The 24,536-nt window shown below is 71.1% G+C and carries 17 protein-coding genes; 8 read left to right on the top strand and 9 right to left on the bottom strand.

From position 1 onward, the window contains the following. Positions 1-135 precede the first annotated feature (135 nt). Positions 136-1,479, bottom strand: coding sequence for a DnaA N-terminal domain-containing protein (locus HG543_RS32475; protein ID WP_169348800.1), 1,344 nt, complete (start codon positions 1,477-1,479; stop codon positions 136-138). 648 nt (positions 1,480-2,127) lie between these two features. Here HG543_RS32475 and HG543_RS32470 point away from each other — a divergent pair. Beyond that, complete coding sequence (locus tag HG543_RS32470) at positions 2,128-3,456, top strand: hypothetical protein (RefSeq protein WP_169348799.1); 1,329 nt, start codon at positions 2,128-2,130, stop codon at positions 3,454-3,456. Positions 3,457-3,461: 5 nt separating this feature from the next. Beyond that, positions 3,462-4,637 (top strand): hypothetical protein, encoded by a 1,176-nt coding sequence (locus HG543_RS32465; protein ID WP_169348798.1) that lies wholly within the window; start codon positions 3,462-3,464, stop codon positions 4,635-4,637. On the opposite strand, the gene HG543_RS32460 is transcribed toward HG543_RS32465, so the two are convergent. Both HG543_RS32460 and HG543_RS32455 read right to left on the bottom strand, forming a co-directional pair. Beyond that, positions 4,625-6,271: a sensor histidine kinase gene (locus tag HG543_RS32460; protein ID WP_169348797.1), complete on the bottom strand. Its 1,647-nt coding sequence runs from the start codon at positions 6,269-6,271 to the stop codon at positions 4,625-4,627. The two genes, HG543_RS32465 and HG543_RS32460, sit on opposite strands and share 13 nt — an antisense overlap. After that, on the bottom strand, positions 6,240-6,944 hold the full coding sequence (locus tag HG543_RS32455) for a response regulator (protein ID WP_169348796.1): 705 nt from the start codon (positions 6,942-6,944) through the stop codon (positions 6,240-6,242). The genes HG543_RS32460 and HG543_RS32455 overlap by 32 nt, the downstream gene beginning before the upstream one ends. Before the next feature lie 172 nt (positions 6,945-7,116). Here HG543_RS32455 and HG543_RS32450 point away from each other — a divergent pair, with 172 nt between their 5' ends. After that, positions 7,117-8,409, top strand: a complete 1,293-nt coding sequence (locus tag HG543_RS32450) for a hypothetical protein (RefSeq protein WP_169348795.1) — start codon at positions 7,117-7,119, stop codon at positions 8,407-8,409. A gap of 331 nt (positions 8,410-8,740) precedes the next feature. Here the strand turns inward: HG543_RS32450 and HG543_RS32445 are convergent, their stop codons facing one another. The 3 genes from HG543_RS32445 to HG543_RS32435 form a co-directional block, all read right to left on the bottom strand. Continuing rightward, positions 8,741-9,574 carry a hypothetical protein gene (locus HG543_RS32445; protein WP_171818008.1) on the bottom strand — a complete coding sequence of 278 codons (834 nt, stop codon included), beginning with the start codon at positions 9,572-9,574 and terminating at the stop codon, positions 8,741-8,743. 108 nt (positions 9,575-9,682) lie between these two features. Then, complete coding sequence (locus HG543_RS32440) at positions 9,683-11,215, bottom strand: Dyp-type peroxidase (protein WP_246357455.1); 1,533 nt, start codon at positions 11,213-11,215, stop codon at positions 9,683-9,685. Continuing rightward, the gene (locus HG543_RS32435; protein WP_169348793.1) at positions 11,130-12,788 is read right to left on the bottom strand and encodes a hypothetical protein; all 1,659 of its coding nucleotides are present in this window, start codon (positions 12,786-12,788) and stop codon (positions 11,130-11,132) included. Before HG543_RS32435 ends, HG543_RS32440 begins: the two co-directional genes overlap by 86 nt. A gap of 301 nt (positions 12,789-13,089) precedes the next feature. On the opposite strand from HG543_RS32435, the gene HG543_RS56505 reads away from it, so the two are divergent. Next, entirely contained in the window at positions 13,090-17,157 is a 4,068-nt protein-coding gene (locus HG543_RS56505) for a protein kinase domain-containing protein (RefSeq protein ID WP_169348792.1), read from the top strand. An 84-nt stretch (positions 17,158-17,241) separates the two neighbouring features. After that, the gene (locus HG543_RS32425) at positions 17,242-17,907 is read left to right on the top strand and encodes an RNA polymerase sigma factor (RefSeq protein ID WP_169348791.1); all 666 of its coding nucleotides are present in this window, start codon (positions 17,242-17,244) and stop codon (positions 17,905-17,907) included. 3 nt (positions 17,908-17,910) lie between these two features. Here the strand turns inward: HG543_RS32425 and HG543_RS32420 are convergent, their stop codons facing one another. Beyond that, positions 17,911-18,735, bottom strand: a complete 825-nt coding sequence (locus tag HG543_RS32420; RefSeq protein WP_169348790.1) for a GNAT family N-acetyltransferase — start codon at positions 18,733-18,735, stop codon at positions 17,911-17,913. 39 nt (positions 18,736-18,774) lie between these two features. Next, positions 18,775-20,172 (bottom strand): vWA domain-containing protein, encoded by a 1,398-nt coding sequence (locus tag HG543_RS32415; RefSeq protein WP_343073491.1) that lies wholly within the window; start codon positions 20,170-20,172, stop codon positions 18,775-18,777. Between the two features lie 690 nt (positions 20,173-20,862). On the opposite strand from HG543_RS32415, the gene HG543_RS32410 reads away from it, so the two are divergent. The 3 genes from HG543_RS32410 (at position 20,863) to udk (ending at position 23,939) form a co-directional block, all read left to right on the top strand. Beyond that, the gene (locus tag HG543_RS32410; protein WP_169348789.1) at positions 20,863-21,333 is read left to right on the top strand and encodes a hypothetical protein; all 471 of its coding nucleotides are present in this window, start codon (positions 20,863-20,865) and stop codon (positions 21,331-21,333) included. A 257-nt stretch (positions 21,334-21,590) separates the two neighbouring features. Further along, the gene (locus tag HG543_RS32405; RefSeq protein WP_169348801.1) at positions 21,591-23,240 is read left to right on the top strand and encodes an MbnB/TglH/ChrH family RiPP precursor modification enzyme; all 1,650 of its coding nucleotides are present in this window, start codon (positions 21,591-21,593) and stop codon (positions 23,238-23,240) included. A gap of 60 nt (positions 23,241-23,300) precedes the next feature. Further along, on the top strand, positions 23,301-23,939 hold the full coding sequence (udk, locus tag HG543_RS32400; protein WP_169348788.1) for a uridine kinase: 639 nt from the start codon (positions 23,301-23,303) through the stop codon (positions 23,937-23,939). Here the strand turns inward: udk and HG543_RS32395 are convergent. Beyond that, the coding region (locus HG543_RS32395) for an alpha/beta hydrolase family protein (RefSeq protein WP_500690506.1) at positions 23,940-24,536 on the bottom strand (597 nt) is incomplete at its 5' end.

Raw genomic sequence — 24,536 nt, 5'->3', positions numbered from 1 at the left:
CTTCTCATCCCCGCCGCGCATCCATCCTCCCCGCTGTGCTCTCCCGCCCTGTCTTCAGCAAGGGACATGCCCGGCGGGGATGAGAAGGGGACTTCCCACCGTGGCGACTTCCGTGGGACCGCCGGGCCTGCCCGCCTACCGCATGTGGCCCGTGGCCGCCTCCGCCGTGTGCTCGTGCGGTACCACGCGCCAGTCCACGCCGTGCAGGCCGCACTCGCGCACCAGCAGCTCCACCATCGCGCCGTAGTTCTCCTCCACCCACTGGCGGAAGTAGACGTCGGGCACGGCGAGGATCAGCCGACCGTCCGCCACGTCCACCGGACGGGCCTTCTGGAGCCACAGCAGGGCGTAGCGCTTGCCCTGATCATTCAGCCGCATGAGGCAGCGCTGCCAGGTGCGGCCAGCCGGGGTGGACGCGTCCACGGACACGGCGGCGGGCGCGGACGTCTCGGCGGCCACCACGGAGTCGGGCGGCTCGTGCGGCACGTAGCGGACCCAGACCTTCGGCGAGCAGAAGGCGACAGCGGTTCCCACCGGCTGACGTGAACGGCCCCAGTCGGACTGCAGGTAGCCGCGGCAGGCCGCGATCAGCCGGCCCTCGTCACCGCCCACCTTCGCCAGCGCGTGGCGGTACCAGTCGGGCCAGCCCGCGGGCATGTCCTCGCGCGGGACGCCGCGGAAGGCGCGGACGCGCTCGTTCTGGAAGCTCTCGAAGAAGCGCTCCGCCTGGGCCTGGGGCGGGTGGGGTGGAGGCGCGGCCTCGGGCTGATCCTCCGTGATCCGCTCCTCGGGAGGCAGCGACACGGGCACCAGGTGCGTGCCGGGCAGGGCGAGCTGGACGGGATCGACTTCCGCGTCCTGGGCCTCGTCCGGAGGCGGTGGCGGTGGAACGGGTGCGAGTGGAACGGGCGCGAAGTGTCCCGGGGACAAACCGATCGCCAACTCGTCCAACCCCTCCATCGCTGCTGCTGCAGAAGAAAGGATCTTCTTCTCGTTCTCCTTCTCCTTCTTCTTTCTAGCGCTGGATGTCCCCGGTGCGTCCGCGGGACGTCCTCCGGACGCTGCGGCGGCCTTGGCGGCGCGTTCTCTTCGTTTGCGCTCGGCTTCTTTCCTCCTCTTTTCGAGGACTTGCACGTAGCGATCGCACAGCGTGAGCCGCACGCTGTCGCCTTCGCGGACGAGGATGCCGGTGCGGATCAGCGTTTCCCAGAACGCCCCGGGAGTGCCTGTCCAGCGGACGGCGCCCTCGACCGCTTCACACCAGATCGCCTCGTCCGCGGACGCGTCCCGCGGACGTCCGGCGGACGCGGCGAAGGGCTCGAAGCGTCCGGAGGGGAGGGCCTGCACGGCCCAGATCTGCAGCTCCACGATGGCGCCCAGGAACGCCCGCCGTTCCATCCCCAGCAGGCGCGCGGCGCCCACCACGGCGAGGCTCAGGGGAAAGCCCACGTCGACCTGCACCCAGTCCAACCCGCCCACGGTCACTGCCTCCCAACGAGCCCGAGCACGAAGCGTCAGGCCCTTGCGCGCGTCCGGCGAGCGCCGGTGTCCGCATCCCTGTTTCCCGGTGCGTGCAACAGCCCTGTCACGCACCTCCCATACCTGTCGCAGCCTGTCGCACCCTGAAGACACATGGGTGCCGGGCACGTGAGCTGATCGCGACCATCCACTACGACAGAGACACGGCGTTGATCCAGACCTCCGCGATCTGTGTAGCGATCAGGAAACCGTCTACCCCCTGGGTCCTCGCGCCCGGAAAGGTTCACGGACGGTGCGCCCTCCAGGAGGGTTCAGGGGCGTCAGGCCCCCGCCACTACAGCGTGCAACATGGGTTACATGCTTCCGAGAGGAGGTGGGTCTATGTGGTTGGATCACACGGACGGTGTATGCCGGGGCCCTGATCGGCGCTGATCCGCAGGTCAAAAAAATCGACATCAGGATCAGGCGATTCTGATCTGCCTACAGACAACCACTCCAGGTGTGTCTGTGTGCGATCGTAGGCATCCTCCATGCTGGGTAGGACTTTGATGCAGATCGGCTCACTCTGCACGAAATCCGCACAAACATTCCTCGGGAAGCGCACGGGCGGATCATCCGGGTTGCACAGCGGGCGCCCATCCTGCGCCCATGAACGCTCCTCCTGTTCCTCCCCGTTCCCCGAGGGCGCCTGACGGAGCCCTGCGCCGGGCTCTCCGGTGGCTCGTCGCCCACCACGTCTTCGGCAGCCTCCTCATCGTCATCTTCGCCACGACGGTCATCGCCAGCCAGGTGGCGGACCGGACCGACTTCGCCAACTCGGAGCTGGCCGCCGCGGTGGAGGACCGCTGGGGCGCGCCCGTCACGCAGCCCGCGCCGTCGCTGCGCTACGTGCACAGCGGCACCATCTTCACCGAGCTGAAGCCGCTGCCCTTCGACCGTCAGCACGTTCGCGTGAAGGCGCAGATGAACTACCGCAAGCGCGGTCTGCGCTACTTCTCCGGCTTCGACTTCACGTTCGACGCGGACTACGCCGTGGCCAACACCGAGGGCCGCGACATCGACGTGGCGTTCATCTTCCCCATCGAGATGGACAAGTCGCAGGTGCTCCTCTCGGAGCTGAAGTTCCTCGTCGATGGCAAGGAGTCCAGCCTGGACCTGGGCGAGTCCGGCAACCGGCTCGTGTGGACGGGCCGCATCGCGAAGGACGCCACCGCGAGCTTCTCCATCCGCTACCGCGCCCGGGGCCTGAACTCGTTCGTCTACAAGTTGGATCCGGCGCTGCCGGCCCGCGACGTCAGCCTCCACTTCGCCGTCGAGGGAGGGGAGAACTACGACTACCCGGCCGACGTGCTCGCCGCGACGTCCGTGCAGACGCAGAGCGACGCCGTGACGCTGGACTGGGCCTTCAAGTCCCTGGAGTCCGGCGTGAACCTGGGCGTCATCCTGCCCTCGGAGAAGACGTTCGACGCGATGGTGTCCACCATGGCGGGCCGCGCGTGGGTGCCCTTCGTGGGCCTGCTGGCGCTGCTCGCCGCGCTCGGCCTGCGCCACCGCCGGCAGCTCGCGCTCCACGAGATGTACCTGCTGGCCGGCGTCTACGGCTTCTTCTTCGTGCTGCTCTCGTACCTGGCCGCGTTCATGAACTTCTACGTCGCGTATGCCATCTCGGCGCTCGGCCTGGGCGCGGCGGTCGTGGCCTGGCTCCGGTGGGCCTTCCCCAAGGAGCGCATCGCCGTGCTCGCGGGCCTGTGGGGCGCGACGTTGGTGGTGCCGACCTTCGCGGTCATCCTCGATGGCTACACCGGCCTCATCTACACGCTGGAGATCCTCGCGGCGCTGCTCGGCCTGATGGTGCTCTCCACGCGCGCCAGCGTGCGCGCCTTCCTGTCCGACCTCTCGCAGCCCGGTGAGCCGCCGCGCGCCGCCGCCGTGGCCGCCACCGTTCCCGTCACCCCTGTCACCCCGGAAGCGAGCTGATTGCCATGTCCACCCTGCCTCTCGTCCTCGGGCTCCTGCTGGCCACCAACGGCGCGCCGGCCTCCACCCCCTCGGGCAGTGCCACCGTGCCGCTGGATCAGATCATCTCCCTCTATGCGCAGCGCGACTCCGCGCCGTCCACGCCGCCTCCGATGGAGGCGATGGTGAAGAGCCAGCTCAAGGGCCGCCTCTCCTCGGATGCCCTCTTCGTGGATGGCCAGTTCGACGTGGAGGTGCTCGCGGACAAGCGCTGGACGCAGGTGCGCCTGCTCCAGCTCGACGCGGACACGTACCCCAGTGAGCTGCCCACGCTGGATGACGCCACCGTGGGCGTCGTGGATGGATACCTCTGCCTGCTCACGCGAAAGGCCGGGCGGTATACCTTCGAGGTGAGCCTCTCCGTCCGCTCGCCGGGCACGGGCTCGGAGCGTCGCGCGCAGCTGCGCTTCGCTCCCGGCGTCGCGCCGGTGCCGCTGGCGCTGGAGGCGGATACGTCGGCCTTCACGCTGATGGAGCCGCTGCCCGCGTCCGGGGGCGAGTCCTACTCCGTGTACCCGGTGCAGGGCGCGCTGCGCGTCGGCTGGCGCACGGCCGTGGCGCAGGTGGCGCAGAGCCAGAAGCCGCAGGTGCGTCCGCCGCTGGAGCCTCGCATCGCCGAGGCCACCGCGTCCTGGGTGTCCACGCTGGAGGGCCGTGCCACGCTGCGCGTGAGCTATGCGCTGAGCCTGGACCGCGAGCAGCCGCTGGAGCTGGAGCTTCCCGAGGGACATCGGTTGGAGCGCATCACGCTCAACTCCATTCCCGTTCCCGTGGAGACGCAGGAGGGCACGCTGAAGCTGAAGGTCGCTCCCGCGCGGCTCGGAGAGACGAGCGGCGCGCTGGAGGTGGTGCTGACGCGCGACCTGGGCGTGTTCCACCTCTCGGGCCGGCTGAAGCTGGCGCTGCCGCGCGTCTCCTGGCCCGTGGCCGAGCTGCGCGCCCGCGCGCACTTCCCGGCGGTGTTCAACTACCGCCGCGAGGGCGGCAGTCTGGAGCAGGTGGAGACCGCCGCGTCCGCGAGCGGCTCCGAAGCAGGGCTGCCCGGCAAGGAGCTGCAGTTCCGTCAGTACCTCGTGGCCGCGTCCGCGCCCACGCTGGAGCTGGGCTACTCGGTGGATATCTCCGAGAGCTACTTCCGCTGAGTCACCGGCGCGGGCGCCACCACCGCGAAGGTGGCGCCCGTGCCCTGGGCCTGCGAGGGCAGCAGCTCCAGTCCCGCGCCGAAGGCTCGCAGCATCGACTGGGCAATCGTCAAGCCCAGCCCCGTGCCGCCCCGCTCGCGCGCGGTGGTGAAGAAGGCGTCGAAGATGCGGGCCTGGTTTGCTTCGGAGATGCCACGTCCGTTGTCCCGCACCACCACGCGCACCGGGCCCGCGCCGTCCGACTCCACCGCGAGGCCCACCCGTACGCCCTCGCCGCCGTGCTGGCGCGCGTTGGTGACGAGCTGCCACAGCACGTCGTCCAGCACCTCCGCCGGCAGCGCCACCGCGAGCCCCGCGGGCCCCGGTGTCACCTGGACGTCCGCCACGCCCTCCGCGCGGGCCCTCGTCGCGAGTCCCTCCAGCAGCGGCGCCAGCTCCACCCGCGCGGGCGTGGCCGTCATCGAGTCCGCGCGCGCCAGCTCCAACAGCCGTTGCACCAACCGCGTCAGTCTCCGCGCATCCGCGTCGACGTTGGCGAGGAACCGCGCCCGCTGCTCCGGGGACATCACGTCCGCGCTGTCTCGCAACAGCTCCACCGCGCCCTGGATGGAGGCCAGTGGCGTCTTGAACTCGTGCGACACGTTGGCCGCGAACGAGCGGATGTACTGGTTCCGGTCCCGCAGCGCCGTGGCCATGCCCGCCAGTGCTTCGGACAGCTCCGCCAGCTCCGCCACCACCGGACGCGCCACCGGCTCGAAGCCCGACGGAGCGCTCGCGGCGATGGCGCGCGTCTGCTTCACCAGCGCCCGTACCGGCCGGCCCACCAGCGCCGCCGCCGCCAGCGACATCAGCCCCACGGCTCCCAGCAGCACCAGCCCCGTCGCGGTGAGGTTCCACCGGTCCGCGTACATGGCCTTCGCGAACGTCATCGGCGTGCGCGCCAGCACCACCGCGCCCCAGACGCGCTCACCCTCCAGCACCGGCAGCGCCACCGAGACGCGGATGCCCGTGTCCCGGCTGAGCGAGGCCAGCGGCGTGTCCTCGGGCTCCGCGTAGCGGCGGCGCAGCACGCTGGTGGGCTCGCCTTGCAACGCCCGCTGCACCTCCGGCCGGTCCGCCAGCGAGGTGCCGAGCAGCTCCGCGCTGCTGCTGGCCACCACCACGCCCTCCGAGTCCACCACGCGGATGCCCGCCAGCGTCGTGGCTCGCACCTGCTCCAGCATCGGGCTCAGCAGCGTGCCCGCCTCTCTCGCGTGGCGCTCCGCGGGAAGGTGGGACGGCTCGGGCGTCTCGTCCGGCGGCAGCGGCGCGTCCGAGGCCTTCAGGGAGGGAAGGATGGGCCGCAGCCGCTTGTCGTCGGGAACGGGGTAGGGCCAGCGCGCCGTGCTCACCCGGCCGTAGTGCGCCGGGTCCACCTGCTGGCGCAGCACCGAGCGGTAGACCTCCGCCACCACCGCGCCCTGGGCAATCAGCTCCGTCTCCGTCTGCCGGATGAGCTGGTTGTCATAGACGCGCACGAAGGACAGCCCCGCCAGCGTCAGCACGAAGCCCGCCACGCCCACCGCGGCGAAGACCATCCACAGGCGCGGGCGCGCGCGCCGGTCAGGGAAGGGCGAGCCGATAGCCGAGGCCATGCACCGTCTCGATGACTTCTCCGCCGGCCGCGGCGAACTTCTGCCGCACCCGGCGCACGTGGCTGTCGATGGTGCGGTCGCTCACCACCACATCGTCGTAGACGCGCGTCATCAGCTCGTCGCGCGTGAACACCTTGCCCGGCACGCGCAGCAGCGTGGCCAGCAGCTGGAACTCCGTCACGGTGAGCACCACCTCGTGCTCGCCCCACCACGCGCGCCAGCGCTCCGCGTCCATGCGCAGCGGGCCGCGCTCCTGCATCTTCGATGCGGCCGGCGCGGGCTCCGGGGCGAGGGCAGGGGAGGGCCGGGCGCGCCGCAGCACCGCCTTCACGCGCGCCACCAGCTCGCGCGGGCTGAAGGGTTTGGTGAGGTAGTCGTCGCCGCCCAGCTCCAGCCCGAGGATGCGGTCCACCTCGTCGTCGCGCGAGGACAGGAAGACGATGGGCAGCTCGTGCGTGCGGCGGACTTCGCGGCACACGCCGAGCCCATCCAGCTCCGGCATCATGATGTCCAGGACGATGAGCGCCGGCACCGAGCGCCGCACCTGCTCCAGCGCGGCCCGCCCGTCCGCGGCTTCGTCCACGCGGAAGCCTCCCTGCTCCAGCGCGAAGCGGACGATTTCACGCAGGTGCGGATCATCATCGACGACCAGGACGGTGGGACGTTCAGCCACGGCGGCTCCGTGCGGTTGGGCCGACCGCACTCTACACCGCCGGGGAACAGGTATTTGGGGACCCATCGCCGCCCACGTAGGCTTTCGCGGCTACCCCGTGCTCGCCAGGGAGTCCCTCTCCATGAGTCTTGCCGAAGTCCCGTCGCACCCGCCCACTTCCGAAGCGCCCGGGATGGGGAGCGTTACCTCCGCTCCGTCTCCGGCCGGGGCACGCTGGGGGCTCGGGCGGCGCATCGCCTTCCGGCTGGCCTTCGTCTACCTGCTCGTCTACTGCCTGCCGTTCCCGCTGGACCTGCTCCCGGGCTCGGACACGCTCACCGAGAAGTACGAGGTGCTGTGGCAGGACCTCGTCTACCAGGTGGCGGCGCGCTTCGATGTGGACGTCCCCATGCTCCCCAACGGCAGTGGGGACACGACGTTCAACTACGTCCAGTTGCTCATCCAGGCGGTCATCACGGTGGCGGTGACGCTCGTGTGGTCCGTGCTGGACCGGCGCCGGCCGGGGTACGTGACGCTCCACGCGGGGCTGCGCGTCTACGTCCGCTACATGCTCTTCGCCGCCATGCTGTCGTACGGCCTGGCCAAGGTCCTCAAGACGCAGTTCCTGTTCCCCTCGCTGGAGCGGCTGACGCAGCCCCTCGGCGAGATGTCACCCATGGGCCTCGTCTGGACCTTCATGGGGTATTCGCCCGGCTACAACCTCTTCACCGGCGGCGCCGAGGTCCTGGGCGCGGTGCTCCTGTGCTTCCGCCGCACCACCACACTGGGCGCGCTGGTGGTGGTGGCCGTGATGAGCAACGTGGCGGCGCTCAACTACTTCTATGACGTCCCCGTGAAGCTCCTCTCCACGCACCTGCTGCTGATGGCGGGGTTCCTCCTGCTTCCAGACTTGCGCCGGCTCGCCGACTTCCTCGTCCTCAATCGCGCGGTGGCCCCGGTGGTGCTGCGCACGCCGTTCTCCACGCGTCAGGTGGAGTGGGGCAGCCGCGCGGTGAAGGTGCTGTTCCTGGGATGGTGCGCGTTCTCGATGACGCGGGAGAAGCTCCAGGAGCGCGCGGAGTACGGCGACTCCGCGCCCCGCCCGCCGCTCTACGGCATCTACACGGTCCAATCCTTCGTCTGGGATGGACAGGAGCTGCCGCCGCTGATCACCGACCCGGTCCGCTGGAGGGAAATCACCTTCGGCCCGGCCCGGGGCGCGCGCATCCGGATGATGGATGACTCGCGGCAGAACTTCCGCGCGATGGTCCGCCCCGAGGAGCGGGCCCTCGTCCTGACCCGCATGGACAGGGCCGACGTCCCCAAGCTCCTCGAATACGAGCAGCCGGACGCGAACTCTCTCATCCTTCAGGGAACGGTGGGCGAGCACACGCTGCACGTCGTGCTCGAGAAGGTGGATGAGTCGAAGTACCTGCTCCTCCACCGGAGGTTTCACTGGATCAACGAAGTCCCGCTGAACCGGTGAGCTTCAAGGGGCGGGGCCCCCCTCTTACCGGGGCCCCCGCCGTAGGCGCTTAGCCGCGCCGGGAACGCCGTCGCGGGCTGGGAATCACCACCGCCGCGGCGATCAGCAGAATGACTGGAATGAACACAAGCATCGTCTGGGCCACCACCGTCGCCCTCCTTTCAGAAGTCGCGCACTATGTCGCGCCCCTCTGACGTTCCCGTCGGGGCTTTCCTGAAAACACCCTCGAACAGGCGTGTGACATCCGCTGGATGTGGGATGGCGGGTGCCTCCCACTTCCAGCGCTCATGCCTGCTCTACGGTGGGGCCGGAATCCGATTGCTTCCGACGGTCAGAGCAGCTCGCGGGTGATGACCTCGGAGCGCTCGGTGTCGTTCCAGGTGACCTTCCGGGTCTCCCGGCCATTGAAGTACATGGCCTCCCTGTCACTGATGAGCTTCCGGATGGTGACCCGGGAGAGGAACCGGCTCTCGTCGAGGCCGTGGGACAGCTCGTAGCGGGGGACGGCGGTGGGAATCTCACCCAGGCGGAGGCGGACCTCGCCCACCATGTCCACGTAGTCCGCGAGCGACTCCAGCTGCGTGAGCGCCCGGCGCATGACCTTGTCAGTGCGCTTGCTGATGACGTGGTCCCAGAAGAGGTAGCCGGCGCCCAGCGTGGCCGCGCTGGTGAAGAACATGAAGAAGGTCAGCGCGGGGTCCAGGTAGCGGTTGTGCGTCAGGCCCTTGTCGGTGGCGGCCTCGGTGAGGATGTCCTTCATGGCCTCCACCGCCGTGCGGTGCGCCATCTGGATCCACTCGCGCGCGTCCTTCTCCGCGCCGAGCAGCAGCCAGCAGAAGCCCAGGTGCAGGGCGGTGAGCGAGACGCGCGCCTTGTCGCGCTCCATGCCCAGCGCGTCCGTGAAGCTGCCGCGCGCGGCCTTGAGCAGCTCCAGCCGTTCGTCCCGCGTGCGGTGCGGCTTCAGCGCCGACTCCAGGTGGATGCGGCCCGCGTGGAATGGGCCTTCCTGGAGTTGACGCACGTCGCGCTGGAGCTGCTGGAGCAGCGTGAGCTGCGCTTCCCGCGTGCCCAGCAGCGTCTCCACCAGCGTCGAGATGGCCGAGTCCTCCAGACGTCCCCCCGTGGGTCGTGTCACCGCCACGACGAGGTCATCCCATCCGGCCATGCGCGAACTCCGATGTGCTGTGGCGATCATGGATGCTTCGAGCCCCTATGCCGTGAGTCTGCCATAACAGGCCCGACGGCCATGCATCCCGCCCGCCACTTCGCGCATTCACTCCGGAGCCGGGCGCTCCAACGCCGCGAGGACGCGAATCGCTTTCAGGCTCGGCATAAAAAAATACCCGCCTCCTCTCGTGGTCACGAAGCGCTGAAGGTCCGCCACACATTGCCGCACGGGTTGCTGGGGGATGACGAGCCGTCCGCCGCCGTCGCCGGCCAGTGGGTCTTCCGCGCCCTCCACCCCTCCAAGTTGGTCGAAGTGTACCCAGCTGCGCTGGATGAACTCGAACTGCCGGCCAAAGCTGGTGTTGAGCGCGATGAAGAGCAGGCCCCGTCCGCTGTCGTCCGCGTAGTTGAAGCCCCGCCGCAGCAGGCGGTGGCGGCGCGTGACTTCCGTGGACAGCTCGCGCGAGGGTGGCTGGGCATCGCGCGGGTTGCACCGCCGGGCGTGCGCCGTCACCGGGCACCCGTACCCGTGCGGGTCGTCGCGCCCGTAGAGGAAGCTGTTGTCCACGTCCTTCGTGCTCACCGGTGACACGAGCGGTGGCTTCGCCTTCTCGCGGCGCGACAGGGACGGAAGCAGGCGGTGCAGTGGGCCGCGCTTCGCCGCTACGAGGGGCGCGCCGTTGCGCCAGCGGCCCACCAGCTTCGCCGCGAGCCACTCGCGCCGGTCCTCCGGGGCGCCCTCCGGCGCGAGCGAGGCGTGCTCGTCGAGGAAGCGCTCGAAGGCGTCCACGTCCTGCTCCAGCTTGCGCACCACGAGGTAGCTGCCGTTGTGTCCCAAATCCTTCCAGTCCGCGCGGCCCGGGCATGCGGGCAGCTCGTCCGCGAGGTCCAAGCGCTCCGGCACGCAGGGAGAGAGCGGGTACTCCGCGTACTCGTTGAGGTGGCCGAGGATGAACTCTCCGTTCTTCACGGGCCGGTCGTAGTCGCGCGGGACGCCAGCGGGGTCCTTGTGGCCCTCGATGCGCGGCTGGGACAGGCCGTCGAGGAAGCCGAAGTGGTCCCGGAAGTAGCCGGGAGGGTCGCCGGGCTGGTGCCTGCGCCGGCCTTGCTGCACGTGGACCACGCGCAGCCCCTGTTGCTCCGCGAGCATGGAGTGGTCGTGGAGCAGCCGGTCCATGCCCGCCTCGTCCGCCGCGTAGAGCATGAGCAGCACGTGGAGGTCGTCCTCGAAGCGCGTCCCGCCAATGCGCCAGTGCTCCGGCGCGTTGGCGTCCACGTCGCGCAGGTGCTCGCGCGCGCGGCGTGCCATGCCCTCGCGCAGCTCGAGGGGCAGGGTGGTCAGCACCTCCTCGGGAAGGCCGAGCGCCGCGAGTCCCCGGGGCGTCAGCGCGAGGTTGACGCGCGGGTAGTCCTTGCCCCGCTCGCGCGCGTGGCGCTGGTGCTCCACCGGGTCCGCCGAGGTGATGACGCCGCTGGACAGCTCGCGGAGCCATTGCCGGCAGGCGCTCGCGTCCTCGATGCGCAGGAACAGCAGCGCCAGCGCGTTCATCTCCCTATAGCCGTGCAGCAACAAACCCTGGATGTCTTCCAGCTCCAGCGCTGGCGAGGGCTCCAGGGGGAGGGAGCGTGCCGGGGGCAAGCTCCGGCGGGGTTCCAGCTCGGTCGGGGACATGGTGCTTCCTCCGTGCCGCCTCCAGCCAGCCGCGCACGGCGGCGGAGAGCGCGGACAGTGAGTGGGTGATGAGCGCCGGAAGCCGCGGCAGCGCGCGGCCCGGAGCGCAGGCGCCACGGGACAGGAACGCGGCGAAGGCGCGGCGCGCGGCCCAATCCCGGAGCGGACGGTCGATGCGCTCTCGCGCGAGCAGCTCGCGCAGCCGGAGCGCGTTGTGCAGCAGGAGGACGGAGTGCCGCTGGGGTGGGCCGCCATCGAGCGCGGCGCTGTACCAGACGCGCGTGGGCACCTCGTGCGCGCGCAGCCACGCCTTGAAGGGCTCCACGGGCAGTTGCGTCCCGGGCCTCCGCCATCGCTTCTTCGCCTGGGCGAGGCTGCGCACCCTCGGAGGGAACCCGTCGGTCTGGCTCCAGATGAGCTCCAGGAACGCGCGCACGTCCGGGTAGTCGACGAACGCGTCGATGTACGCCTCCCAGCTGTCGTCGTAGTTGCTGAAGAAGATGATGTGGTGCGGCCCGTCGTCCCCATCCGAGTGCAGCAGCCAGCGCGCGCAGTGGATGGTCTGGATGTGATTCAGCCCCACGAGGTAGCGGCGCAGCCGCAGATTCACACTGGGCAGGGCGGCCTTCGCCAGCCGCACCGCCGCGGGCCCTCCGGTGATGCGCGCCACGTGCACCATGGGGTTCTGCACCAGGGTGTCGCGCGGCGGGGAAGGGCTCCGCGCCGCGGCCAGCTCCGGCGCGAGGGGGCCTCCTGCCTCCAGGGAGTGCTTCGGGCCGGAGAGGCGCAGCCACAGCTTCAGCGCCATCACCCGCGGCCAGGACCAGAAGGCGCGGTAGAAGAAGTACCCCACCGTGGCCACGGCCGCCTCGCGCCGCGCTGCCTCCAGCCGCCGCGTCCAGTCCGGGTCGAACACGGTGGCGGACTCCGCCAGCGCCACGTCCCGAAGCTCGCGGTGCAGGTGTGGCAGCTCACCGCGTCCCCCGCGCCATGGTGTCTCCGAGAGCAGGCGGGCCCGCGCGTCCAGGTGTCTGTCCACGGCGCGCAGCACGTTGACGGCCTCGCGCAGCTCCTCGGGGGCGGCGAAGCGGTAGGCGAAGTCCACGTGCCGGGCGGTGGTCTCCGCGCGGTGAGACAGCAGGTACGCCTCCACGGCGTCCGGGTCCTCGAGTCCCTCCTCCGGGTAGCCGCGGCACGCGCGGTAGATGTCATCGAAGAGGCTGGCCGCGCGGATGCCCTGTGCGCGAAGCCCTCGCAGCCATGAGATGAGTCCCTGGAGGAATCGCCGGTCGAGCTGGACGGCGCTGGCCGTGGCGTCCGGCACGGTGAAGTCCGCGCCGAGGATGAGCCGCGGGTCGCGCGGTCCTCCGGTCTGTTCGGGCGGCGTCAGGTCGATGATGGCCCAGCGCGCGAAGTGCAGGCCGGGCACGCCCGTGAAGAGGCCGGCGCGGGGCTCGGCGGCCTCGGCCAGGCGTGCCTCCAATCCGGCGAGCGCCCCCGGACGGATGGCCGTGATGATGGTCGTGGTGCCATGACGCATGGTCATCCCCCCTGGCAGCGGACTCCTTCTGGAGTGACTGCCCGCTCCGCTGATGTTGCGCCGCCGCACGCGGTGAGAACAGGCATGGCTCCGGGGGCTGCGCCTGTCCGTCCCGCCCCGTGGCCCGAGGGCGGGCAGGTGCACGCGATGCCCGCCTCGTACCGGAGGGTGATGCGAGAGCCCCCGTGGCCGATGTGACGGACAGGGTGGCCGCCGGGCGGTTCCTTGTTGAGTCAGGGGCCCGTTCCTAACCTGAACCCGGGTGGCCGCCGGGCGCGTGCCGTAGCCGGGGGAATCGGCGATGCCAGAAGAGTGGACCGAGGACGACGAGGGTCGCCGGGTTCCCGCGCGAGCACGGGAGTCCGCCAGCGAGGCGTTCGACCAGGACGACTTCGAGGACAGCTTCCTGTACCAGGTGGCACGCGCGTCCGTGCCGCCTCGCCTGCCCGTGCCGGGAATGCGGCTGGGAGACCGGGACGGGCGGCGCTACGAAGTCCTGGAGGAGCTGGGCGGTGGCGCCATGGGCCAGGTCTTCCGCGCCCACGACACCGAGCTGCAGCGCTCCGTGGCGCTGAAGTTCCTCATCCCCCACGAGGCCCTGGCCGAGACGCCCATGATTGCCCTGCTGCGGCAGGAGGGGCGGGCCATCGCGCAGCTCGACCATGAGCACATCGTCCGCATCTACAACGTGGACCTCTGGAGCAGTGAGCCGGGAGAGCCCCCGGTCCCCTTCCTCGTCATGGAGTGCCTGGAGGGCGAGTCCCTGTCCGCGCTCCTGCGGCGGGGACGGCCCAACCCGCGCCGGGCCATGGAAATCCTCGACGCGGTGGCCGCGGGGCTCGCGCACGCGCACGAGCACCACATCGTCCACCGTGACCTGAAGCCCAGCAACGTCTTCATCACCCAGAAGGGCGTGGTGAAGATTCTCGACTTCGGCCTCGCGTGGCTCGCCGCCGCGAGCGCGCCCCCCGACGTGACGCTGTCCACCGCGGGCACGCCCCCGTACATGGCGCCCGAGCAGTGGCGCGGCGAGGCGCAGGACGCGCGCACCGACCTGTGGGCGGCGGGCATCCTGCTGTACGAGATGCTCACGGGCGAGCCTCCCTATCAGGGCTCGCCGGCTGAGATTCGCGCGCGCGTCACCGCGCCGGACCCCGTGCCCTCCGTGCGCGAGTGCAGGCCCGAGTTGCCGGAGACGGTGGACCGGCTGCTGATGCTGCTGCTGGCCAAGGACCCCGGGGAGCGGTTGGGCTCGGCGGTGGAGTTGCGTGAGCGGCTGCGTCAGGTGGAGGAGGGCCTGGCACCCCGCCGCAAGGTGGCCCGGAGCGCGGCGCCACAGCGGCGGCAGGTGACGCTCGTGGCCTGTCGGCTCGCGGACGTGGCCGGGCTGTCGGCGCGGTTGGACCCGGAGGACGTGGGCGAACTGGAGGCCGCGTTCCACCAGACGTGCACGGACATCATCCAGGAGCATGGGGGCTCCGTCGTCCTGTGCATGGGGGACGAGGTGCTCGGCTGCTTCGGAAGCCCGGTGGCGCGCGAGGACGACTCGGAGCGCGCGGTGAACGCGGGGCTGCGGCTGGCGTCGGCGGTGGCGCCCGCGCTCCAGGAGTCGCTGCTGCTGCCGCCGGGGCGCGAGCTGGCCGTCCAGGTGGGCATCCACACGGATACGGTGGTGCTGGACGACACGTCCATCCAGGGCGAGGCGCCGCGCATGGCCACCTGGCTGGCGAGGCAGGCGCGGCCCGGCGCGGCCTGCCTCAGCGAGTCCACGCTGACGCTGGTGCGCGGTGCCTTCCAGACACACCCGCTGGAGACGCTGCGCTTCACGGGCCTGTCCGGCGTGCGCGACGTGCGCATCCACCAGGTGCTACGCCCTCGCCGCGCGGCGAGCCGGTTCGATCGCTCGCTGGTGGCCCGCCCCCTCACGCCGCTGGTGGGACGGCGCGCGGAGCTGCTGCGGCTGCTGGGCTGGTGGGAGGAGGCGCGCGGTGGGCACGGCGTGTGTGGCCTCATCACCGGCGAGGCGGGCATGGGCAAGTCGCGCCTCCTGCGGGAGGTGCGTGAGCGCGTGGCCCCGTACATGGCCGTCCGGCTGCGGTGCCAGTGCTGGCCCCAGGCGACCACCAGCGCGTTCGCTCCCATCATCGACCTGCTGCGCCACCTGCTCCAGCTGGACACGGAGGGCACGCCCGCGCAGCACCGCGCGCGGCTGGAGACGCGGCTGGGTGAGCTCGGCCTGGGCCACCAGCGCACGTGGGTGCTGTCGGGCCTCGTGGGCCTGACCACGGACGAGGGCGCGCCGCATCTGCGCTACACGCCGGACCGACTGAAGCAGGAGACGCTGGAGGCGCTGACGGCCCTGCTGCTGCGGCTGGCGGAGGACCGGCCGGTGCTGGCCGAGCTGGAGGACCTGCACTGGGCGGACCCGTCCACGCTCCAGCTCCTGGGCGTGCTGCTGGAGAAGCTGCCCCGGGTGCGCGCCTGCCTGCTGCTCACCGCGCGCCCCGACTTCCGGCCGCCCTGGGCCACCAGCGCGACGCTCCACCGGCTCTCGCTGGAACGGCTGCCGGCCGCCATCGCCGGCGAGCTGGTGCGCAAGGTGGCGGGGCAGCAGGCGCTGCCCTCGGAGGTGGTGGCGCGGCTGGTGGCGAAGACGGACGGCGTCCCCCTCTTCGCCGAGGAGCTGACGCGCACGGTGATGGAAGAGCCGTCCACCCGGGAGGCGCCGGCCGCGACGCTGGCCTCGGCCGTGCCGATGTCGCTGCGGGAGCTGCTGCTCACGCGGCTGGACCGGCTTCCTCCGTCGCAGAAGGAGCTGGCCCAGCTCTGCGCCGTCGTCGGACGCAGCTTCTCGTACGCGCTGCTGACGTCGCTGTCCAACAGGGGGGACGCGGCGTTGCGCAAGGACTTGAGCGGGCTCGTCGCGGAGGGGCTGCTCCAGGCGGAGGAGGCCCCGGAGCCGCGCTTCTGCTTCCGGCACGCGCTCATCCAGGACGCGGCCTCGGACTCGCTGCCCCGGCACCTGCGGCGGCAGTACCACCGCCGCGTCGCCCGGGTGCTGGCGGAGCAGTTCCCGGAGCTGTCCGAGGCCCAGCCGGAGCTGCTGGCCTGGCACTACACGGAGTCCGGACAGGTGGAGGCCGCCATGCGCTGGTGGGCGCGCGCGGGCGAGCTGGCCAGCCGCCGCTCGGCGAACGTGGAGGCCCTCAGTCACTTCCGTCAGGCGCTCGAGTTGCTGCGCATGCTGCCGCCCTCGCGCGAGCGCTCCGGGCAGGAGCTGAAGCTGCTCATGGCCCTGGGGCTGCCGCTGGTCCAGGTGCAGGGCTACCACTCGCCCGAGGGCGAGCAGGTGTACGCGCGCATCCGGGAGCTGATGCACGAGGTGGAGGAGGACCTGCCGCGGCTGGAGCCCCCTTATTGGGTGGTCTTCGCCCATGCCTTCGCGCGGGCCCGGTGGGACGAGGCACACGAGGTGGCGGAGCGGCTGGTCCGCCTGGGCCGCGGCCACGGCCAGCGCGAGCTGCTGGCGCTGGGCTACCGGATGATGGCCACCGACTTCTTCACCTGGGGGAAGGTGCACGCCGCGCTGGAGCACCTGGAGCTGGCGCTCGCGTTCTCGGACGTCGGCCTGGAGCAGCACCAGGTGCTCGCGGTGAAGCATTGGATCAACCCGCGCGTGGCGGCGCTGGCCTACGCGGCGGTGGTGCACGCGGCGCTGGGCGCGAAGGACCGCTCGCGCGAGCACGCCCGGCAGGCGCTGCGGCTGGCCATGGACATCGGTCACCCCAACACGACGGCCTTCGCGCTGCTGTACGCGGCCCTGGGATGCCAGCTCCGCCGCGAGCCCCGCGAGGCGCTGGAGCTATGCGACCGCAACATCGCGCTGTCCCGCGAGCACCACTTCCGGCTGTGGCTGGGCTGGTCCACGCTCATCCGCGCGTGGGCGCTGGCCATGCTGGGCAGCGCGCGGGAAGGGCTGTCGCTGATGCAGGCGGCGCTGGGGCAGTGGCGGCGCTCCGGCTTCGAGGCGGGCCTGCCGCACGACCTGGGCATGCTGGCGGAAATCCACCTGCTGCTGGGCCAGTCCATCGAGGCACTGGAGGCGGTGCGCGAGGCGCTCGCGCTGGCCGTGTCGAGCGGCGAGCGCTCCTACGAGGTGGTGCTGCGCGGCCTGGAGGCGGAGGCGCTGCGAGGGCTGGGCAGGGAAGCGGAGGCCCGCGAGGCCTTCAACCACACCCTGCGTGTGGCGGGAGCGCAGGGCGCGCTCGGCTACGACCGGCTGGTGCGCGAGGGACGCCTCGGACATCCGGTGGTGGAGCTGCCGGTGCCCCTGGCCACGCCCGTGGGGGGCATCTCGCCCGACGCTTGAGTGGACGCACGTGGCGAGGTGGGCGTCACGGACGCGCGGAGACGACTCCCACCGTGCAGGTGACGAGCTCAGGAGTGTGACGCGATGACTTCTCCGATAACGGGCCAGGACGAGGGCGTGGAGGGCGGCGAGCTGGCATCCCGGGAGCAGGTGGAGGCGCACATCCGCGCGCTCTGCATGCGAGGGGACTACGGCCAGGGAGTGGAGCTGGCGATGCGCTCCTACGGGCCGGAGATCCGGCGGCTGATGGCGTCCGTGCTCCACCACCCGGAGCTGGCGAAGGACGCCTTCAGCCTCTTCAGTGAGAACCTGGTGAAGGGCCTGCCGGGCTTCCGGTGGGAGAGCTCCTTCCGGACGTGGGCCTACCGGCTCGCACGCAACGCCTGCTACCACCAGATCCACGCGCCCGCCGCGCGCGAGCAGCCCGTCAGCGAGCCGGCCGCCAACGAGCCGCTGCGCAACCGCACGGACACGCATCCCTGGCAGCGCACCGCCGTCAAGGAGCGCTTCCGCGCGCTGCGCGAGCAGCTGGAGCCGCACGAGCGGATGCTGCTGATGCTGCGCGTGGACCAGCGCCTGCCCTGGACGGAGATTGCCCGGGTGATGGCGGAGCCGGATGAGCCCGTCAACCGCGCGGCGCTGAACCGCCGCGCCACGGCGCTGCGCCAGCAGTTCCAGCGCGTGAAGGCGCGGCTGCGGGCGCTCGCCGTCGAGCAGGGCGTCATCCCCGCCGACCACCTGGACGCGTAGCGACTACTCGGCGCGGCCCGGGGCCGAGGCCATGTACGTGCGGAAGAGCGTCACCGGCCGGTAGCCCATGCGCTGGTAGACGGGGAGGCCCGCGTCGGTGGCGTGCAGCACCGTGCGCTCGATGCCCCAGTCGCGGCGGGCCTCGGCGAGCGCGTGGCGGATGGTGGCCTCGGCGGCGCCCACGCGGCGGTGCTCGGGCAGCGTCGCCACGAGCGCGACGTAGGCGACGTTGTCCACGCGCATCGCCACCGCGCTGGTGGCGGGTGCGCCATCCCGGCAGCCGACGAAGCCCAGGCAGTCGGGGCCGTAGAGGGACTCCACGGCGAAGGCCTCCCGGCCGATCTCGCGCCGCACGTCGTAGCAGAGGGAGTTGATGTCCGCGACGGCCTCACGGGTCCATGCATCCTTCACCGGGCGCAGGTCGAGCGAGGGGAGGGGACGCACGGGCTCCGCCAGCCGCTCCGCCACCATGCCCACGGCGTTCATCTGGGGCTGGAACTTCAGGCCGTACCACGTGAGGATGGACTCCGCGCGCTCGCGCAACGAGGGGGCCAGCCAGTCGTCGCTCAAGACGAAGGCCCAGCCGTGCTTCGTGGTGGAGAAGTAGCGCGCCGCCGAGGCGACGGCCGCCGAGAGCGCCTGCTCCGACTCGGCGGGCGCCCGCAGGAAGGCCGCGTTCATCATCGCCCAGGACACGTGACACGCGGTGATGAAGACCTCGGGCCGCTCCACCACCTCGCCCGCGGGGCTCCCCAACGCGAGCATCCGCCAGGAACCGCGATATTGCGCATGGGACTCGTCGATTTCGGCTCGAGTGGCGGAGGACATCGAGGGCTCCTTGTGCGGGGGGAAGGAGCCCGGAGTGTACTATCGCGCCGCCACGCCTCGAAGCAGGGGACGGGCCCGCTCCAACAAGGTGAGGAATTCCTCACGTTCCGCGTTGCCGGCGGGCGTGGCCGCACGCGCGATGTCGCGGACCGATTCGAGGCTCCAGCGCTCCGCGTGCGGGCTGCGCCGCAGCAGCTCGGCCGCGCCCATCACCGCGGTCGCGAAGCGCAGGTCGGCGCTGGCCTCCGGGAAGGTGCGAGCGAGCGCTCCGGCGGGGAAGGCGTAGGTACGCTCGGTGGCGGACTCGCCGCGAGGCCGCTTCGCGCGCACGCGCACCGTGGCCAGGCCCGCGCCCGCGCCGGGCTTCAGCTCCAGCTCGTACAGCGCGGTGACGGTGTGGCCGGAGCCGATTTCCCCCGCGTCCACGCGGTCGTTCCGGAAGTCGCGGTCCGCGATGTCGCGGTTCTCGTAGCCCACGAGCCGGTAGCGGGCCACCTGCTTCGGATCGAACTCCACCTGCAGCTTCACGTCCTGCGCGATGACCTCCAGCGTCCCGCCGAGCTGCTCCTGGAAGATGCGGCGCGCGGCCATCAACGAGTCCACGTAGTAGTGGTTGCCGTTCCCCTGGTCCGCGAGCTGCTCCATCATCGTGTCCTGGTAGTTGCCCATGCCGAAGCCCACGGTGGTGACGGTGATGCCCTCCTTCACGTGGCCGCGGAGGGTCTTCAGGATGTCCTCGTGGCTCGTCGCGCCCACGTTGGCGTCACCGTCCGAGAGGATGACGACGCGCGACACGGAGGCGCCGTCCAGCGTCTTCATCGCCTCCTGGTAGGCCAGCTCGATGCCGGACGCCATCGCCGTGGATCCACCGGCGGACAGGTCCTCGATGGCGGAGTGGATGCGCGCCTTGTGCTCCAGGCCGGTGGGTGGCAGCACGCGCCGCACGTTGCCGGCGTACGTCACCAGCGCCACCGTGTCGCCGTCGCGCAGGTTGTCCACGAGCATCCGCAGCGCCCGCTTCGCGAGCGGCAGCCGGTCCGGGGACTGCATCGAGCCGGACACGTCCACGAGGAAGGTGAGGTGCGCGGGCTTGCGCTCGGACACGGAGAGGCGCCGACCCTGCACGCCCACGCGCAGCAGGTAGCGGCCCGGTGTGTACGGTGAGGGCGCGGCATCCAGGTGCACGGCGAGCGGCCCGTCGCTCGCGGTGGGCGCGGGGTAGGTGTAGCGGAAGTAGTTGAGGAACTCCTCCACGCGCACGGCTTCCTTCGGGGGCAGCTCCGCGTCCAACAGCTTGCGGCGGGCCAGCGTGTACGAGGCCGTGTCCACGTCCACGGCGAAGGTGGACAGCCGGTCCTCCGCGGCCGTCACGAAGGGATTCACGCCGTAGTCACGGTAACCCTCGCCGGAGGAGGGTGGCTCGGTGGGGCCGGACACGGTCGCGAGGCCGGCTCCACGGCCCTTGGTCACGAGAGTTGAGGTGGCGCCCTTGCCCATGCGTGCTCCGCTCCCCGGGCCTGGTCCATTCAGGGAGCCGCCCCCGCGTCCAACCGTGCCGATTCCGCCGATGCCGAGCGCGGCTCCACCCGCCGAGCCCCCGCCTCCGGGCGCGGTGCCGCGCAGGCCCAGCCCATCCATCTTTCCTCCGAACATCGTGGAAGCAGCGGGCTTCGCGGAGGGGGCGAGAGGCTTCGCGCTCATCATGACCGGGCTCTCGGGCCCGTGGCTCGGCTCCGGGGCTGCGACCGCCTTCGCGGCGGCGTCCACACGGGTGGGCCGCTGTGCTTCGGTCGGGCGAGGCGCCGCCGCGGTGTCGCCCTCCGCCTGTGAGCGGCAGCCTGTCGTGATGCTTCCCAGGACGAGCGCGCAGACGACTCCCGTGACGGCCGTGTGGATCCGCCTCATTCACTGCCTCCGTGTTTTCGGATTCGCGGAGGCTTCCGACAGTGGCGCGGAAAAAAGGTTCCACGCCTTTGCGGCACGGCGTGGGCTTGGAGCTCGCTGGGAGCGCTGTCAGGAGTGGGGGGACCTCACGTCCCTCATGAAGAGCGCCTGGATGACGTCTCACTGAAACTGAATCGGGTCTGGCTGGAGGCTTGGATTCCGAATCGAGATCGGGGATGGCCGATGATGCGCCGAGCAAGAAAGAAGCGCTGGGGCAACGAGCTGGCGCGTGCTCGCGCTCGACGGCTCGCTGATTTCAATGAGCGCATCGCCTTTGCGTCGTGCGGCGACTCCCTGCCCGTGCACACCGTCGAAGGCCGCTCGTGGGCCTACATCCCCATTCATGCCTTTGCTGATGACCTGCCGCTCCTGCGGGAGCTCGACTTGACTCCGGGGGATTGCCAGAACGTCGATGCCTACTGGCGGACGGAGGATGATGCGTACTTCGTCGAGGTCTATACGACCACGTTGTCATCACGCCCGCCGGGCCTGCGCGCCACGTGGTGGCATGATGAGGCTCCTCAGCTTCACCTGTTCGCGGTCATCGATGCGCCTGCGATTACCCGGCGGGTGTTCGAATCCGTCCTGGAGCAGTTCTCGGCGCATGACCTCTCGATTCCGGTGGGGCATATGCGCCGTTGGCCCCTCTTGTAAGCGAGGTGACGCGAGGCCTCCCACCATGCGCGGGCAGCCTCCGCCACCTGTGTCTCGAGGCTCGTGGGCGGGGTCATGGACATGTTTCCTCCGGGCAGTGGGCGTGGAGGGACGGTACTCCCGGAACGATTGGCTCATGGAGCCCCGATGACCGCTGGAGCCGGAAAGCCTTGCCCGCGCTGTCCGGCGGGCGATGGCCCGAGCGCCCGCTGCTCGCCGGTCTCCCATCCATGTCCCGGTACGGCTACCTTGAGCGGATGACGCTCGCGGACGCCGACACGTGGACACTGCCCTGGCGCGGGCTGGGGCTGAGCAGCAACCTGAGCACGGCGGACGTGCCCCAACCGTACCGGCTGCTGGACGCGTCCCCGGGCCTCTTCGACTTCGTGGAGTACAGCGCGCCGCTGTCCCTGGACGAGGCGAAGGAGCAGGCCTCGCTCTTGCCGGAGATGTGGCGTCGCCGCGCGGAGGTGCCGGTGCTCTTCCACCCCGTGCACCTCAACCTCTGGGGGCCGGAATTGGAGCCCGCGTCGGCGCTGACCGCGCTGGACGCGCATGCGCGCGCGGTGGGCAGCCCGTGGGTGGGCAACGACGTGGGCTGGTGGCACGTGGGCGGCCAGCCCTTCCCGGGCTACCTCTACTTCACGCCGGCCTTCAACGAGGCGGCCCTCGTGGACTGCGCGGCCCACGCGCTCCACGTGCAGCGCCACCTCTCCATGCCCCTGGTGCTGGAGAACCCCGCCGTGCTGGCCCGCCGCGGCGAGTGGCACGTGCTCGACTTCATGGCCCGCCTGCACCAGCGCACCGGTCTGCCGCTGCTCCTGGATTTGGGGCACCTCTTCAGCCACCAGCTCTCCGCCGGCCTGCCGCTGGAGGCGGGCCTGGACGGCTTCCCCTTGGACAAGGTCGTCGAAATCCACATCGCCGGCGGCGTGGTGACGCGGCGGGGCTCGCGGAAGTTCTACGTGGATGACCACACGCAGCCCGTGCGCGAGGAGCTGTTCGCGCTGCTGGAGTCGCTCGTCCCGCGCTGCCCCTCGCTGCGCGCCGTCACCTTCGAGGGCGACGGACACCCGCCCGAGGTGGCCCTGCTGTCACTGCGCCGCCTGCGCAAGCTCATCCCCGCGGGCGAGCGCCCACCGCTGAAGCTGCCCGTCCCACGAGACGTTACCGTGCCGCCGCTGACGGGCGAGAGCCGGCCCTGGGCGCTGTACGACGCGGGCTACTGCGCCGCGCCCCCCACCACCGTGGACGACGTGGAGGGTACGCTGGCGGACCAGGACTTCCGCCTCGCCGTGGTGGCCGAGGTGCTGGACCGCGAGCTGCCGCTGACGCGCCTGCTCCTCGCGGGCACGCGGGAGGAGCTCGCCGCCTTCACCGGCAACGCTGAGTTCCGGAGCCTCTACGATGGCATCGGTCGCTCACCGGGGCAGGTCTTCTCCCGGTGGGCCATGCGGCGCCTGCGCGAGCGTCCCGACGAGGGCGCCTCCGCAGCGCTCGCCCTGGAGATGCTCCTGCCCACGCTGTTCATGCGCCCCGTCCCTCCGCCGGGGCCCGGGCAGGTGGGGCTGGCGGAGGACGTGCGACCCGGCGCCCTCCCGGTGGACCTCTCGGAGCTGGTCTTCGCCGCGCGGGCCGTGCGTCGCCACCTCACCGCCCGTGCGTGGGCCTGTGGCTCGCTGGAGATGTCCGGCCTGGAGTCGCTGGCCCAGGTGGCGCGCCGGCCGGCGCCCGGGCCCTGGCACTTCCTTGCCCGTCGCAGGGGAGGGGGCCACGAGGTGCTGGTGACGCCCCCGGGGCTGGCGGAGTGGTTGCGCACATTGGCCTCCCGCCCCATGCCAATCGAGGAGGCGCCCCCCGCGCTGCTGGCCGAGGCCCAGGGGCGCGGGCTGATCCGCCGGGGGTAGATGTCCGGAATTGGACCGAAGCCTTGCGCGGACCGCCCTGGTGGGGTAGGTGCGGCCGCCATGGTGTCCCCCCTCGTCGTTGGCATCGCGGGCGGTACTGCGTCCGGAAAGACCACCGTTGCCCGCAAGGTCCGAGAGGCGCTGGCCGACTGTCGCGTGGCCTTCATCGATCAGGACTCGTACTACCGGGACCTGAAGGACCTTCCGCTGGCGGAGCGGCGGGAGGTGAACTTCGACCACCCGGACGCGTTCGACACGGCGCTGCTCGTCAGTCATCTGCGAGCGCTGAAGGCCGGGCAGGCCATCCAGAAGCCCGTGTACGACTTCGTCACCTCGTCGCGCCAGCCCCACACGAAGAACGTGGACCCCGGCGACATCATCCTCATCGAGGGCATCCTCGTCCTCCACATGAAGGAGGTGCGCGACGAGATGGACGTGAAGATCTACGTCGACGCGGATGACGACCTGCGCATCCTTCGCCGCCTCACCCGCGACATCAAGGACCGCGGCCGCGACTTCGACCACGTCGTGAGCCAGTACCTGCGCCACGTGCGCCCCATGCACATGGGCTTCGTGGAGCCGTCCAAGCACTTCGCGGACATCATCATCCCCCACGGCGGCAACAACGAGATTGCCATCGGCATGCTCGTGGGCGCGCTGCGCGGGAAGCTGTCCGGCCCGAAGACGCCGCGCGAGTAGTCAGCAGCGCCGCAGGAAGTCGCTCAGCGGGCCGTGCAGCCGGTCCGCGTCCGACAGCAGCGCGCCGTGGTCCCCCGGGCCCGGCAGCTCCAGGAAGCGGGCGCTCACGCCCGCCGCGCTCAGCAGGTGGTACGTGTCGCGCACCCGATTCACCGGTGCCAGCGCGTCCGTGGCCCCGGCCATGAGCAGCACCCGCGCGCGGATGTGCGCGAAGCAGTCCGCCACGTCGCACCCCGCGTAGGCCGAGCACAGCGTGGCCCAGGACACCGGGTCGAACGTGTCGGCGAACGCGTCGGCCTCCGCCTCCAGCGCCAGCCGGGCCGCCTCGGCGCTCGGGTAGACGGAGGACAGGTGCTCGCGCCCGTACAGCAGCTTGAGGAAGTCCAGCCGCAGCCGGCGCATCGTCTTGCGGGGCAGCGTGTCCGGCCCGTAGAGGCCCTCGCGGAAGTCCGGGTCCGCGCGCAACAGCTGCCATGACAGGCCCAGCTTCTCCCGCACGCCCTCCGGCAGCGCGCGCGCCGACCCGAGCACCACCACGCCCTCGGCCAGCTCCGGGAAGAGCGCCGCCAGCCGCAGCGCCACCAGCCCGCCCAGCCC

The organism is Pyxidicoccus fallax, from assembly GCF_012933655.1.
In the GTDB taxonomy this organism is placed as follows: Bacteria; Myxococcota; Myxococcia; order Myxococcales; family Myxococcaceae; genus Myxococcus; species Myxococcus fallax.
The sequence above is the reverse complement of the archived record's forward strand: the minus strand, read 5'-3'. Positions and strand labels throughout refer to the sequence as shown.

What these genes read in the sequence shown, in the direction of transcription:
- HG543_RS32470 (WP_169348799.1), top strand. Translation starts at nt 2,128, where the DNA reads ATGAACGCTCCTCCTGTTCCTCCCCGTTCCCCGAGGGCGCCTGACGGA.
- HG543_RS32465 (WP_169348798.1), top strand. Translation starts at nt 3,462, where the DNA reads ATGTCCACCCTGCCTCTCGTCCTCGGGCTCCTGCTGGCCACCAACGGC.
- HG543_RS32460 (WP_169348797.1), bottom strand. Translation starts at nt 6,271, where the DNA reads ATGGCCTCGGCTATCGGCTCGCCCTTCCCTGACCGGCGCGCGCGCCCG.
- HG543_RS32450 (WP_169348795.1), top strand. Translation starts at nt 7,117, where the DNA reads ATGGGGAGCGTTACCTCCGCTCCGTCTCCGGCCGGGGCACGCTGGGGG.
- HG543_RS32445 (WP_171818008.1), bottom strand. Translation starts at nt 9,574, where the DNA reads ATGGCCGGATGGGATGACCTCGTCGTGGCGGTGACACGACCCACGGGG.
- HG543_RS32435 (WP_169348793.1), bottom strand. Translation starts at nt 12,788, where the DNA reads ATGCGTCATGGCACCACGACCATCATCACGGCCATCCGTCCGGGGGCG.
- HG543_RS56505 (WP_169348792.1), top strand. Translation starts at nt 13,090, where the DNA reads ATGCCAGAAGAGTGGACCGAGGACGACGAGGGTCGCCGGGTTCCCGCG.
- HG543_RS32425 (WP_169348791.1), top strand. Translation starts at nt 17,242, where the DNA reads ATGACTTCTCCGATAACGGGCCAGGACGAGGGCGTGGAGGGCGGCGAG.
- HG543_RS32420 (WP_169348790.1), bottom strand. Translation starts at nt 18,735, where the DNA reads ATGTCCTCCGCCACTCGAGCCGAAATCGACGAGTCCCATGCGCAATAT.
- HG543_RS32410 (WP_169348789.1), top strand. Translation starts at nt 20,863, where the DNA reads ATGATGCGCCGAGCAAGAAAGAAGCGCTGGGGCAACGAGCTGGCGCGT.
- HG543_RS32405 (WP_169348801.1), top strand. Translation starts at nt 21,591, where the DNA reads ATGACGCTCGCGGACGCCGACACGTGGACACTGCCCTGGCGCGGGCTG.
- udk (WP_169348788.1), top strand. Translation starts at nt 23,301, where the DNA reads ATGGTGTCCCCCCTCGTCGTTGGCATCGCGGGCGGTACTGCGTCCGGA.